The organism is Bdellovibrio sp. HCB337 (genome assembly GCF_047302465.1).
In the GTDB taxonomy this organism is placed as follows: domain Bacteria; phylum Bdellovibrionota; class Bdellovibrionia; order Bdellovibrionales; family Bdellovibrionaceae; genus JACMRP01.
In genome coordinates this window covers 769,034-783,582 of record NZ_CP178621.1, presented here as the reverse complement: position 1 = coordinate 783,582, position 14,549 = coordinate 769,034, and the positions used below count along the sequence as shown (strand labels likewise).

Genomic DNA, 14,549 nt, shown 5'->3' with positions numbered 1-14,549 from the left:
GAACGGAGAACGTTATGGCAAATATGTTCACAAAACAGTTGGGAACGAGCCTACTTCTGGCCTCTCTTGTGATCACCGCCGCGTGTACAAAAACACGTGAAGCGAAATTCGCAGAGGACGAAGCGGCAGGAACCTTCGCAATCAGTGACTTGGATACAGTAGGAACTAAAGATTCCAGCTATAGCCTCAAGACCACAAACGAAGTTCGCGAACTCAGCCAACCTGAGACGACCAGAGCCACCAATGAAAAAGGAATGGTTGCGGTCGATGTGGACTCTTTGCAGGTGCCATCACGTCTTCGTTATATGTTTAACAATCTCGAGGTTTCCGGCCAAGCGGACCAAGCTATTAAGCTTGCGTTTACTGTAGACAGCAAAGCTGTAACAGCTATGAAAGTTGTTGATAACATCAATGACTTGAGTTTGTTGGAACAGCAAATTGCGATGTCTAAAGAAGAGTTGGCTCTTCAAAAGAAAATCACATCAAGTGGCGATGCCAACAAAACACAGAAGCTAGTAAAGCAATTGGCGGATTTGCATGCCCGCCGCGGTGCTGGTCCTCTATACGTTCCTGTTTTCAGATTCGCAGTTAAAAACTACGGTGTTGTTTTACGTACAAAGAACAGCTTGGGTGAAGAGACTTCAAGCCTTCAGTTGAAAGAGACTGAGTGGGCAAAAGCTACTCATATCCAAATTTCGATCAATTCTCGTGACCGTATTATGGTGACTGCAGATCCTGCTGCTAAAGAAGAAATGGATCGCGTCTTTGTTGCTGATCGTATCAACAACAAAGTAATGGATGCTCAAACACTTCAACAACAAATCGATGTTAAATTGAACATCGACCCAGCAACTCGCGTTTTGACTTTGTTGGACGCAGACAGCCTCATCGTTTACGAAGTGACTCAGATTTCTAAAGCTAACTTGACGACAGCTCAAAAAGAGCTTCTCCGCACTAAAGGTGAAAACGGTCAGGTTGCAGAGTGTTCTGCAGAGTTGAAGAAAGTATTGCCGGCTGATGTTCAAGAAGGTTGCATCATCATCCGTCGCTTTAACGTACCAGTAGACTACCAAAAGGCAGAACTGCCAGTTGTTGGTGCTGACGGCACTCGCGCGGACACAGTTCAATTTAAACCAGCAACTTCTGGTGATAAAACAGGACTTGTGAAGATCACTAAAAACGTAATGCCGGAAGAAGTTCAACCGACAGGCGTTTTGGATCCGCGTAAAACTCTGCGTCTTGCAGATATTAAAGACAAAGAATTCTTCTTCCGTCGTACTCTTGAAGACGTTTCAGCAATGGGAACTCTTCGTGGTGGTATGGCTGGCACCTTAAATTTGGTGAAATTCGTCCTTGAAGACGATCGCATCGTAGTTCAAAAGACTGTTGGTGCTATCAACTTTAAGAATACAACTAGCATGGAAAACGAAGAGGTTCTTTCTCTTCCAGTAGTATACTTTAAACGTCAGACGAAAGATGCTAGCGGCAATAATTTAGCTGTCGCTAAGTTCGTACCAGCGACTAAAGAAGCCGCTGAATACGCTTCTATCAACTGGACAAACAATACGATTCCAGTTTTGGATTCACCTTTGGCTTTCTACGCTGATGCAAGCTGCTTTGCGAACATCAACAATCAATCTGTTGTAGATACAGATATGCGTATGTCTGAAGGTGTTTTGAGCTTCTCTTACTTGTACTCTGTGACGATGGCTCCAAGCTATGCATGCTTGAGCTTCTTCCACCCAACGAACGACTACGATCTTTCTGGCAGCTTGAACACCCAATTCGTTCAACAAGTTCGTGAGCGTATCTCGTTCAAAGTAAACGATGGCTCTACAGATAAGGCATTCGTACCACTTACTCCGTTCAATGTTCAAAATGCTTTGAACTACGGTGTGTTCACGAAAGGCGTGATCAAACCTTCTGACTTCGGCTCTTATGGCCGTGAAGGTGATCAAGTTAACTTCCCGACTGTTCATGACTTCCGTAACGGCAAGGTATTCACATATACTGTCGGCGGTATTCCAATGGACAACCCACACCGTCGTGACCTTTTGAAGCGTGTTGCTACAGAGGTTATTGCGGATTGGAACAAGGCGCTTCAAGCAGCCTTCAAAGACACTCCACTTCAACGTGAAGGCAATTACTTGGCAGTTCAGTTCGTTGGCGAAAACGGTGTTACTGGTCACTTGGGTGACTTGGATAAGAACTATGTTTGGTTCGTAGATCGCGCAATGGACAACGGTCTTTTGGGTGTCTCTCAACCTGGCATCAATCCTCGTTCAGCGGTTGTTGCTGCGGACTCTTTGATCGTGTACAGCGGTAACAACGCTAGCCAGTTGGAATACTTCAAAAAGTACTACACGACTTTGCGTAACTTCAAAAAAGGTCTTGAGGATTACAAAGCAAAAGCGACTGCAGAAGACACTAAAAAAGCAGAAGCTGCAAAAACTGAAGTTGAGAAGCAGACTGTTGCTGAGGGCGTAGGCGCTCCTGCTGCACAAAAACTTTTGAACCAGTTGAAAGCAGTTCGTAATGCGAAGACGACTCCGGCGGAGCGTTTCACTCCGAACTTGGGTGCTATCAGCTTGAAGAAGTCACTTTTCAAAGAGCCTTTGAAAATCGACAAGTCTGCAGCAACTGCTCCGAAGAAAAAGTTCGGCGCTTCCCAAACTGTTGATGGCTACATCGAGCGTATCTTCAAAAAAGCTGTCGAGATGAATATCGCTACCGACACAGCTGCGCTTGAGTCTTTGACTGCAAAAGAGGTTTTAGCGACTTACGGTTCAAAACTTTCTGCGAAGCAAAAACATTTGCTCAATCAGAAAGCTGCCTTGAATGACATGCAAGTACGCATGACTCAGTTCTACAAGAACAATCCTGGTTGCGCCTTCCCAATGGCAGACGTAATCAACGATGAAATGTACGCGAACTACATGAAAATGTCTGATGACGAAGCGTTCGTAGTTTCTACAAAAACGACGTTGGCGCATGAAATGGGTCACTCTTTAGGTTTGACTCACAACTTCATCGCTTCTTACGACAAAGCTAACTTCACTTTCGCGGGTGAAAAGTCTGCTCGTAACTACTCTTCGATCATGGATTACATCAACGATAGCATTCAAACATACGACGGTCTTGGACCTTATGATGTTTACGCGATTCGTGCAGCTTACACAGGTTTGTTGGAAGTACGTCCAGAGCATGCGGGTAAAGAATCTATCTCTGTTGACGGCTTAGAAGCAAAACTTGTTGCTGGACGCTTCATCCACATCAGAGACATCAAGAAGTCTGTAACTGCAGAGGCTGAACAACTTCGTAAAGAAGGCAAACATGCTGATAACGGATGGTCTAACTTCACAGGTAGAACTGCTCGTTCTGTGTTGATGCCGTTCCAATACTGCACAGACAAAGACGTTGGATACGAACCTACATGTCAGCGTTTCGACTTCGGTACAACACCTGTTGAGATCGTGAAGAACATCATCAAGGGTTACGAAGACCGTTACATCGTTGGCCGTTACGCATACGATCGCCTCTCTTTCGACTGGGCAAATAAATCCAGCGCGATTTCTTCAGCGATCACTGCGATGTTCTCTATGCGTCAGTTCTACGATGAAGCTTTCTACCGCGCTATCTTGGGTATGGACGAAGACGGTTTGGATTCAGCTCATTTTGGGGCTGCACTCGAAGCTTATAAATTCATGCTCAACGTGATTTCTACTCCGGGCACGAACAAAAGCTTCATGGACTACTCTCGTTTCGAAAAAGTGGCGTACATGCAGCAACAAGCTGATGGTACTGAGAAACCAGCTATCGGCTTTATCGAAGCTCGTAATCAATCGGATGTCGCTTTGACTTCTGAACGTTTGCAAAGCATCGGTAATGACATTGATAAAGCGATCGCCCTTCAAATCTTGACTTTGAAAGGTATCGGCATGCCGAAGTACGACGAGATGAGCTTGAATGTCTCGTTCGTAGATTTCGAGAAGTACAAGCGCTTCATGGGTGATGACGGCGTAAGCCCTATCACTGGCACTATTGCAGGTATCTTGATGAACAAACTTCCAGGCCGCATCTTTGCTGATGATGGTTTGATGGAAAGCCAAGGCGAAGTGACTATCACGTCGTTGCTGACAAGCTACGCTGCGATCACTGCGGTTCTTGGACTTGAAGCTGAAGCGATCAGCCAAACTGATAACTTCGCAAACTTGTTCAAAGTAGGAAGCTCTTTGGGAAGCAAAGCTCCTACAGACCGTGTTGCCTTGAGCCCGCTTGGTTCTGTTAATAACTCTCAAGCGAAGATTTCGTTCTGGGCTTTGGACAACGCTAAGATCGCTAACACGATTTTGGAAACTGCAAACAGCAAGCGCTTCTTCATGGGCCTTTCTGATACTTTGACAGCGGACGCTACGAAGCTTGTGAAAGCTCAAGCAGCTGCGGTTGTAGCTGTTGATGCTAAAGACCAGGCTGCGGCAGAAGCAGCAGCTAAAGAAGGTGCAGTTGCAAAAGCGGCTCTTCTGAAGGCGTTGAATGAGGCTAATAAAGATGGCCAAATCGTCACTCCAGAAGAAGTGGCACAAGAGCCTAGCTTCTCTATCGAATCACAAATGGATACGATTGAGACTATGACCTTCTCTGTGACTGAAATCGCGTTGCAATTGATCAAAGCTCAAGGCAACCAAGCAGAAACTGAGAAAGCTCAAGCGCGTCTTGATAAGTTTGCAGCTTGGGTTGATGAAATCGGTAAAGGCTTGCCTGCGGTTGCATCTGCTCAGAAAGCAGCTTTCGAAGGCTTGAATGCAGCAGTTAAGCTTCGTACTGCGGAGCTTGCTGGTAAACCTGATGCTGCAAAAGATCTTCAGTTGTTCACTTTACGTGTCAGCGTGAATATCGCAAAAGCGTTCTTCACTGCTTACCAAGAACGTGACAGCGAGTACGGCTTGCTGATCCGTAACGCCAGCTTCTTGAACCAGCTGACGTTGATGACGAATCCGGAATACAACCGATAAGTCTTCAGGAAGATACAGTGTGAATACTCAAGAAGCCCGCTCTACAGCGGGCTTCTTTTTTTTCTAGCAATGACTTTTTCGTCAAATGACAGTTTTCAATATTCAGAGGCTTAAAAAGCAGGCATAGCAATACTCCCAATTTAAAAGGAGTTAATGGAATGTCTCTGATCAATGATTTGAATCAATTTAAGATCACGCACAAGATTGACGGCTGGGACTTGCGCCCCCCAATTCACATTAACGGTGAAGCCATTGACGATACCTCTCCGGTTGCTCTCGATATCAGACCGGTTATCTTTAAAAACTGTCACAAAAGCTTTCTTATGCAGAAAGCGCTTTCTAAAAAACAAGCTGAACTAGGTCCTCACGGGGAACTTATCGTCGCTACGGGCTCACACACGGGCCGTGCTGCTGACGACAAATACGTTGTACACACAGAAACTACCGAAAAGACGATTTGGTGGGAAAACAATCTAAAACCAATGGGTGAAGAGGTCTTTGACCGTCTTTACCAAGACATTCTGGCTTATTTGTATGAGCTGCCAGAGCTCTTTCTGACTCATCGGTCGATTGGCAAAGCCAACCACTACGCCTTGAATATTGAGTTCCTCTCAGAGATGCCAGCGGCTGCGCTGTTCACTCAGTACATGTTTAAGAGCAAACAGGCCTTTGCTCATGAAGATTTTAAAATCATACATGCGCCTTTCTTTGAAGTGGACCCATTTAAGTATGGCACTCGTTCGGACACAGTGATTGCAACCAGCTTTGATAAAAAATGTGTCATCATTGCCGGCACCCAATACGCGGGTGAAATCAAAAAAAGCATGTTCTCGGTAATGAATTACCTAGCACCCGAGCAAGGAATTCTGCCAATGCATGCAGGAGCCAATCAAAATTCTGACGGTGAATGTTTTGCTTTCTTTGGCTTGTCTGGGACTGGCAAGACCACTTTGTCGACAGACCAAGGCACCTCTCTGATCGGAGACGACGAGCATGGCATTTCTGACCGTGGACTCTTTAACTTCGAAGGTGGTTGTTACGCAAAAACTCACCGTCTGAGCGCCGCTAACGAGCCCGACATCTATAAAGCCTGCACTCGCTTTGGCTCTTACCTAGAGAACGTAAAGTTCGATCACGACAATCGCGAAGTGGATTTTTACGACGCTTCGATCACCGAGAATGGCCGCGCCAGTTACCCTTTAGAGTTTATTGAAGACCGCGTTTCAATCGGAGAGGGAAAAGTTCCTAAGGATATTTTCTTTTTGACCGCCGATGCGTTTGGAGTTTTGCCTCCGATCAGTTCACTGACTTTGCAACAGGCTGTGGATTATTTCATTCTTGGCTATACCGCAAAGGTCGCAGGAACTGAAATGGGCGTGAAGGCTCCGAAAGCGACGTTCTCTCCGTGTTTTGGGGCTCCGTTTATGTTGAGACACCCGATGGAGTATGCGGAGCTCTTTGCAAACTATGCGAAGAAATACGATATTCGCATTTGGTTGGTGAATACAGGTTGGTATGGCGGCCCTTACGGGAAAGGTGAAAGATTTCCGATTAACATCACTCGCGAAATCGTGCGCGCGATTCAAAACCATGAGGTGCTAGAGGAAGACCTTCAAGAAGAACCTGTTTTTGGTTTGCGCATTCCAAATCAAGTCCGCGATATTCCTTCGCGCTTCTTAAATCCAGCCAAAGCATGGCCTTCCGAAGCGGACTATTTGAAAGCTGCCAGAAACCTGCAAGCAAGTTTCGAACTGCAATTAGGAAAATTCCGACACTAGTGTGGAAGAGGAGGTTCTACCAAGAACCTCTTTTCTAAAAGGCTTAAATCAATACCCTTCTCGGTCTTGATCTTTTTTTCGAATGGATAAACAACGGCTAAGTGAACTTTAGCGTTTTTGGCGATGAAGTTCATTTTGTGAAGAGCCCACGTATAAGCTTTAAGCTGTTCAAAGGCTGTTGCGGCGTGATCACTTGATCCCGTTTTATAGTCGACAATCCAGACTTCGTCGTTCACCGCACCCCAAAGATCGATTTGCCCCTGAATCCACAGGCCCTGATGTTGGAAGCTAAAGCCCCACTCGACATGGCCATCTTGAATGATTTTCAGAAGTGGGATCTCGTTGGTCTCGGCAATAAAGTGAACGGCGTCTTGCAACTCTTTGTCGTCGATATGCTCAAGCACGGTCTCAAGCGGCGTGTATTTCAAAGACTCGAAAATTCTATGAGCTTCGGTTCCACGATATGCTTTCGCCAGCGCTTTCTGCAAAACATTGGCTGGCAATGACGGTGATTTCGCCGCAGATTCGTTTTCTGCCGAAATCAATCTTGTGACCGCCAAAGTTTGTAACTGATTTTCGGTCTTTTCTTGTTTCCAAGGACCTGGATCCGTTAGGTACTTCAATTCTTCACGCTGCTGGATTTGCGGAGCAAAAGAACCCTCTAGAACCGCATAGCTGAAATCTTTTTCTTGATGGACTCCAGCGACCAGATTCAAAGGACAAGTTGCAGCCCACGAGTTCTTCTCGGGCTTTCCGGACCAGAGAAGTGTAAGACTCTCTTTCGCGCGCGTCAGCGCCACATAAAGCACTCTCAGATGCTCTTGCAACTCACGCTGATTGAACTTTTCTTTCACACGAATTGCTAGGCGTGATGGCTGGATTTTGCGCTCTTCTTCATTCATCAAAGACAAAGACCATTGGCCTTTGTCCTCGTCGACCGAGAATAGCTCTGAATGACTGAGTCTTGGCTTCGAAGTCATTCCCAAAAGCAAAACATGATCAAACTGCAAACCCTTTGAAGCATGGATCGTCATCAAGTTTACACGTTTTGGTGCAATCACCGGAGTCGCGTCAGAGTCTTCGCCACCACCATCAACATCCGGCCCTTCTTGAAGCCCATCTAGGAAATCCAAGAAATTAAATCCAGGAGTGCGTTCTTGCTCAAAAAGATTCGAAACAAGCTTCCACAGATTGGCTTCACGACGTCCCGTCGGATCTAACTTTTGGACATAGTCTAAAAGACCCAACTCCACCATCATACGACGAAGGACAAAGCTAAAGCCTAAGCCTTGCGAAAGCTGAATGTACTTTTTCAACAAGGTCACTGGATGACGAGCTTCGGTTTCCGGCACAAGCTTGACAGCTTGGCTCCAGAAAGAATGCGCCTGACTATGACAGTAGCTAAGAATGTCTTGATCCGGCACCTGCAACCATGGCGAACGTAAACAGCTTAAGAAATTCAAATTATCATGAGGATTGATCAGGAACTTCAACAAAGCCAAGGTATCCAGCACTTCGCGACGCTCGTAAAAACCGCCTGCAACGTGAATTTGCACAGGAACACCATAAGCTTCGGCCGCTTTGGCTAAAGATTCTAAAGCATTGCGTGTTCTGGAAAGTACACAGATCTTTTCGGCATCCACACCCAAAGCTAAGAGATCTTGAATACGCTCTAAAGCCGCTTGAGTTTCTTCGCTGAGTCCCGACAGAGCCTCGGCCTTTTCGATAAGGCGTACTTGGGCGACGGGTGCTTCCAACGCACCAAGTGTCTTTCCAGGAGCTGGCTCCATCGCCGCAAACTGATCACTGCTCTTTAGGAAGTAGTGATTGATAAAATGTAAAAGTCTTGGCGTAGAACGATAGTTCACTAATTTCTCTTGAACCTCGCCGCCGCTTTCGTGGGTCTGAACCACTTTTTCTTGGAAAACTTCCGAGCGGGCACCACGGAAAAGATAAATACTTTGCTGAGGGTCTCCGACCACGAAACTTTTACGATCTCCGACCATGGCTTTCAACAGAGCCACTTGGATTGGACTAGTATCTTGATATTCGTCGATCATCCAATAATCCCATTCAGCCGCAAAACTATCGCAAGCTTCCTGAGACTCATGAATGAGTTTCAACGACAATAGTTCCAGGTCTGACATGGCAATCGAGCCCGTCGTTACTTTGCTATTAAATAAATCACGAGTGAATTCTTGTGCAAGGTTCGAGAAGATTTGGTTTTTCTTTTCGTGTTCTTCCCAATAAACCGGCATGTACTCCGGAGAATCCAAAAGATCTTTGAGGTGATCGACCAGACTTGCCAGCATTTCACCGGTCTCGGTACTGACTGCGGGGTTTTTTGCACTTAAAGAAGGTTTTCGTGGATTGTCTGCAAAAAAGTTTTTAATCGTCTGTAATGCTTCAGGGGCATCCTTCGCTTCTACTTTCAGATGAAAGCGCTGCAAACCTTCAGCGTACTTTACCCATGATGCTTGCTGAGTTTCAGCCAATACTTGCGAACTAACCTGCTTACGAAGGGCTTCTAACTCGGCTAAGTGTTTTTGCAACTCTACCGCGAATTCCTCTTTTTTAATGAAATTGAAATTCTGGAACAGAAATGAGTTCTCGTAGTACTTTTGCAGAGCTGATTCCAATTGGCGGAAGCTATAGGTCTCTAACAAAGATTCATACTCGTGATTTGACAAAATCAAACGACGAATAATCTTTCGACGCATTAGATTTTCTTGAGGGCCCGACAGAAGCTTAAAATCCGAACTCAGACCAATACGATGTCCATAACGTCCCAAGAAAAGACTTAGAACCCCATGAATCGTTGAAATCTGCACTTGAGACTTGTTAGTGATGTAGTGGAAAAGATCTTCTCTTCTCTGCTCCATCGACAAATGCAACAGACGCTCTTTCAATTCTTGGGTGGCTTTACGTGTAAAGGTCGTCACTACAATGCGTGGAAAACGCTGATGCTTATTTTTGAAATCAGAGGCGTAATTTAAAAACAGATGAGTCAGGGTCGTGGTCTTCCCCGCTCCGGCACCTGCTCTGAGAATGATATCTCTTAATTCCGATGTGGCGCTCGACATAGCACACTCCATTCACAAGAATCACAGGTTTTCACATCAAAAGGACGAGGATCTATTTCGCCTTTTTGAATTTTTCCAACGACTTCTAAAATGAGGCCTTCAAACTGAGTCAGAAGCTCTTTCTTATCTTCCCCACTAGCCTTCACGCCTTTACGACCTGCAGGTCTAAACAGAGGTCCCGCATGGTCTTCGATCTGAAAGCCTTTTTCACGGTGGAAATCTTTAAAGCTATAATAGAAAGCCCCGACCACTTCGCCGGTAATTTCACTTAAGAGTTCTTTTTCAAGAGCCCACATATAGAATAACAGCTGCAATTCGCGGTTCTCGAACCACGCGCTATGATTTTTGTAAGCTGCGTGGCTGGATTTATAGTCAATCACGACGTGATTGCTATTCTGGCGATGACGATCGATACGGTCGATCTTACCGCTGAATTTCAGAGTGCCTTCAAGTGCCTCGCGATGAACTTCACCATTTTGCGGGTTAAAATAAAATACAAAATCTTTTTCCGCAGCAATCGTCAGAGTGTCAGGGAATTCACGACGCCATTCTTTTTCAAAATTCACAAAGCGACGACCCAAAGCCAAATAACGTCTCTTCATCGACGCCCATAGACGTGGATCCGCCAACGTGATTTTTTCTTGTATGCGCAGTTCTTCTAAAACCGCATCCATCTCGACGTCGGTAATTTCCGCACGGAATTCTGGGTACGTGAGTTTTTCAAAAAGCGCGTGCGCCAAGGTTCCCTTGCTACGCGCATCCTCATCCAAATCTAAATCTGGATGATCTTGCAGTTTAAAGACCTTCTGAGCTGCAAAGACAAAGGGGCATTCTAAATATCTTTCAATCTGCGATGCTGATAAACTTGGAACTTGTTTGAGATCCAAAGAAGGCAAGATCTTCTGACCGCGATCCATTTGCAAGCGCTCTAAGAGTAAAGCCTGCTCATCATTTCCCCGACCGCGGATTTCTAGAATCTTTGCGTCCTCAACACACTGAAGTGCATCCCAGCGAGTATTCCCTGGTACCGTCAGCGCATCGCTCGGTTTTAAACTCATCCAGAAATTTGACGGAGACAACAGCGTCCCCGAGAAGTCTGAAAGGCCAAAGCTGAAAACATTTTTCTCTCCAGGGCCTTCTGCTAACCAACGAAGCTGGAATTCTTTAAAGGAATGATCCGGATGCTCTAGATAAAAACCCAGATCCAAAGCTAAACGGTTTAAATCCGCGCCTAAGATATGACTGCGTTGGCGATTTTTTAGGTTTTCATCACAAAGCCCTAAGAAAATCTTATAAGACATCTTGTAGGACTGAGCAGACATCAGGGGGGTAATCACGAGACCTTCCGTGGAACCACTGACTGCTTTCATTTCTTTATTCGCAAGAATGTTTTCCAAGTAGGTCAGCCACTCTTTGTAGCTGAGCTCGACCTGAGAAGCCGCATTCTGGAAAACTTCCCGCAGCACAACGATCAGCATCTCGGTCGGGCCTTCTCGGCGTGGCCATGCTTTTAAAGCCTGAGATAGAAACTGATCACGATTCAGATTTTCGTCCAAAGAAATTTCAGAGTGATAAAGCTTGTGAACTTTTTCTTCGCGGGCTAAGTCCTCTTCGCCGTAAATCGCCTTAAAGAGCGCTGCAAATTCTTCGTAACGAAGACTCTGAGCTTCTTGGCGTGAATAAAACGAAACTTCTAAGTCTGCCGAAGTGACGCGCGAACTTTGCGCACGTAATGTCGCTACCCACTGCTGAAGGCTTGGCAGACCTTGCAGCTTCACAGTCAGATCTTTTTGAAACGGAATGCCCTCTTGCTCAAGGTATGCACTCAGCACGGGCCAGTACATTTCAATATCCGGAGCAATCACCGCGATTTGTGAAGCGGCGACTCCCTTTTCCAACCATTGACGGATTTGACTGCAAGAATGTTTTACTTCGGCCAACATCCCTGACAAACGCAAAGACTCTTTCACCGCTGGAGGCAGCAGTGGACTTTTTAAAGCTATTACTTCTTGAGCTTGCGGGCGCAGATATTCATAAGGTTGCAGTAAATAATGAAACTCTTCACGCCATGTTGGTCGTGGTTCGATCACCGTAATATTTTGACGATGACTTAGGCGTTGAAACACTTCCGCTTCAACTGTTGAAACTTCGGAACCCAAATCCACGATGATGTCTTGTTCCCACGCGGTTTCAAGTCCGTCGATCTCTTGCAAGTAACTTGGGATCCAATCGGCAATGATGACTTTTTTCTCTTGAATCATCCAGCGCAGGGAAGATCTGGCAATCAAATACCAGCTCTGCCAACGCATAGAAATTTCCGGATGATCAGAAAACCATTTTGAAATCTGCTCGTCCGAATCTTGAGCCAGCGCCAACGGTGCTAACTGAGTCATGTAGTTGAATAGGCTTTTTTCGGAGGTAGAGTTGATATTAAAGACGCTGGCATTTTTGTCGACAAAAGAGCGCAACAACGAACGTGCAAAATCTTTAGAGACAATACGAAGCTCAGGTGCCAGGCGTTTTAAAAGCTGCTTCCACAAATCACTGGCACGCAAAACAGCGCTATCCAAGAAATACCCTTGGCGCTCGATCAAAACTTTTTGCATTTCCAATTTTGTGCGTAAGTCAGAAACCACCCAAGATTGCGTCTGGGGATTGAAAGAAGCAAAAAGCTCCTCAATTTGTGAGGGTGATTGAATTTGCACGATTTTGAGCATCTGAAAGGACTATAAAAGATTAACGGCGTTGTTTCAACTTACGTCTTTTACCGTCAGCTCCAACTAAGCGGAAGTCCGCATCGAAACTTAGATCCATGCTCAGACCAAGCTCAATTCGGTTTTGCGGACTTTGACCCGGGTAGGCACCCATTTCCTCTTTATAACTTGCCACATCAAAGCGCAGGAAGAAGAGATTCATCCCTACGCCATAAGCAGCGTAACCTTGATTGATACCGCCACGAATGTCGATGAAAGGAAGAGAAAACTCTGTACCAAAGTGCAATTTCTTACCAAGCTGATATTGGCTTTCGGTAATGTGACGATATTCGAAACCCGCCGTCCAATCCAAGCCAGGTAAATCCAAAGATGTAGAGATCCCCGCACTCAAATTGTCATGAATACGCGGTGGCGCGTCCGCCCCATCCGTCATTTGAAAGGCTGTCGAACCCACGTCTTGCCATACCACTGAGAATGTTGGGTTCAAAGGCAATGGCAAACTGGTCATCACAGCAGCATCAATCCCGTAAGCATTTCCTTTATTTTGAAACTGATCCGCAATCGCGTCCATGTCTCCGCCAGCGATAACGCCCAAGTCGATATCTTGCTGACCACCCCAACGAGTAATTCTTTTGAGCGTCAAACCGCCATAGGTATTTGGAGCTATTGGAAATGATCCACCGACAACTACGCCATAGTCACTGATAAAGGTTGTATCAAACTGCGGGAATGCCGGATTGTGAAGTTCCAATTGAGTTTGATTGTCCGTATATACACCCACACCGAAGTATGGCAATGTCACAGCGGCCTTACCGCCCAGACGGAACCAAATATCTTTTCCGAAGAACTGATTGAAACTATTTGGATCAGAGGTATCGATATCTCGAAAATCCTCATAGATATCCATTCCGTTCACGCCGGTTTCGACATTCATCACTTGCCAGTTCAAACCTTGGGTTCTTCCTAGCGCCGCCGGATTCACGAAGAGCGCTTCAGAGTTATTCACGATGGACATATAAATGCCACCCATGCCCGCAGATCTCACGTTGTTATGAGTCTCGGTCACACCTGCGCCGTAGGTAGAAAGTGAAGTAAAAATGAGGAGAACTGCAAATAGATTTTTCATGGCGGGCATAGGCAAGTTGTTGGGTCTGCGTTGTTACAGCTACCAACACCAAAATCTTGAGAGTTGATTAAAGCACGAGATATTTCGATAACCGGATCCAGGTCATCAGCACCACTGGGGTTACTTCCACCACTATAATCCAGATCAGGCACACCGTAATCGTTAATAAAATCGTCAACAGCATCTGTCGATGAGCTCCCACCAAGAGTCGCGCCGACTTCACCAAACAGAGTAAGGAAATCTACAAAGCTCTCAATAATCTCTTGGGCATCCGAAGTAGAGACGCTAGTACGACAGCTGAAAGTCCCATCAACAGTTCCGTCACCAGTTGCTGGTGAAACGTCTGCAACGTTACGAATACGATTTCCTAATCTAGCCATTGCAAGAATCATCAAAAACAAGTTCTGACTTTGAGTCCGCTGAGTGATTGTACCAATGCTTTCCACAACAGTTTTCGCTGTTGTACAGTCTGCATAGTTGCTAGTATCTACTCCCACAAACCCATTCATAGCCAGGGCATAGAGTGAACTTGAAGAACCACCGGTCAAATTGGTCACAAAAGGAAGAAACTCCATCCCGCAACGAGCAGCATAAGCTCCGCCGATACTTTCTTTATAGCGTGCCGACGCTTGGAAGTCCGCTGTAGTCGCAAGCAGTTTATTGATGGCACCGGTGTAATCACCAGCGTCCATTAAAGTCTGAGCATCTTCAAATAAAGCCTCATCGGACTCTTTATTCGAAGCCAAATCCGTATAAAGATTGGCGCCCGTGCAAGAGAGAACTCCCGCAGTAACAATGAATAGTTGTAAAAGTCTAATTACGTACTTTTTCATCCT

General features: G+C 45.7%; 6 protein-coding genes. 2 read left to right on the top strand and 4 right to left on the bottom strand.

From position 1 onward, the window contains the following. The first annotated feature begins 14 nt into the window (after positions 1-14). Both ACLWBB_RS03720 and ACLWBB_RS03715 read left to right on the top strand, forming a co-directional pair. On the top strand, positions 15-5,012 hold the full coding sequence (locus ACLWBB_RS03720) for a zinc-dependent metalloprotease (protein WP_413290224.1): 4,998 nt from the start codon (positions 15-17) through the stop codon (positions 5,010-5,012). A 158-nt stretch (positions 5,013-5,170) separates the two neighbouring features. Further along, positions 5,171-6,790 carry a phosphoenolpyruvate carboxykinase (ATP) gene (locus ACLWBB_RS03715; protein WP_413290223.1) on the top strand — a complete coding sequence of 540 codons (1,620 nt, stop codon included), beginning with the start codon at positions 5,171-5,173 and terminating at the stop codon, positions 6,788-6,790. Here ACLWBB_RS03715 and ACLWBB_RS03710 read toward each other — a convergent pair. Genes ACLWBB_RS03710 through ACLWBB_RS03695 form a run of 4 tightly spaced genes read right to left on the bottom strand, consistent with a single transcriptional unit; the run spans position 6,787 to position 14,546 of the window. Further along, positions 6,787-9,873: a UvrD-helicase domain-containing protein gene (locus ACLWBB_RS03710; protein WP_413290222.1), complete on the bottom strand. Its 3,087-nt coding sequence runs from the start codon at positions 9,871-9,873 to the stop codon at positions 6,787-6,789. The genes ACLWBB_RS03715 and ACLWBB_RS03710 overlap by 4 nt on opposite strands. After that, positions 9,849-12,590 (bottom strand): PD-(D/E)XK nuclease family protein, encoded by a 2,742-nt coding sequence (locus ACLWBB_RS03705; protein WP_413290220.1) that lies wholly within the window; start codon positions 12,588-12,590, stop codon positions 9,849-9,851. Before ACLWBB_RS03705 ends, ACLWBB_RS03710 begins: the two co-directional genes overlap by 25 nt. A gap of 19 nt (positions 12,591-12,609) precedes the next feature. Next, positions 12,610-13,713, bottom strand: coding sequence for a hypothetical protein (locus ACLWBB_RS03700; RefSeq protein WP_413290219.1), 1,104 nt, complete (start codon positions 13,711-13,713; stop codon positions 12,610-12,612). Next, positions 13,710-14,546: a hypothetical protein gene (locus tag ACLWBB_RS03695; RefSeq protein WP_413290218.1), complete on the bottom strand. Its 837-nt coding sequence runs from the start codon at positions 14,544-14,546 to the stop codon at positions 13,710-13,712. Before ACLWBB_RS03695 ends, ACLWBB_RS03700 begins: the two co-directional genes overlap by 4 nt. Between the last annotated feature and the right edge of the window lie 3 nt (positions 14,547-14,549).

Coding starts and splice junctions, on each gene's coding strand:
- ACLWBB_RS03720 (WP_413290224.1), top strand. CDS start 15: ATGGCAAATATGTTCACAAAACAGTTGGGAACGAGCCTACTTCTGGCC.
- ACLWBB_RS03715 (WP_413290223.1), top strand. CDS start 5,171: ATGTCTCTGATCAATGATTTGAATCAATTTAAGATCACGCACAAGATT.
- ACLWBB_RS03710 (WP_413290222.1), bottom strand. CDS start 9,873: ATGTCGAGCGCCACATCGGAATTAAGAGATATCATTCTCAGAGCAGGT.
- ACLWBB_RS03700 (WP_413290219.1), bottom strand. CDS start 13,713: ATGAAAAATCTATTTGCAGTTCTCCTCATTTTTACTTCACTTTCTACC.
- ACLWBB_RS03705 (WP_413290220.1), bottom strand. CDS start 12,590: ATGCTCAAAATCGTGCAAATTCAATCACCCTCACAAATTGAGGAGCTT.
- ACLWBB_RS03695 (WP_413290218.1), bottom strand. CDS start 14,546: ATGAAAAAGTACGTAATTAGACTTTTACAACTATTCATTGTTACTGCG.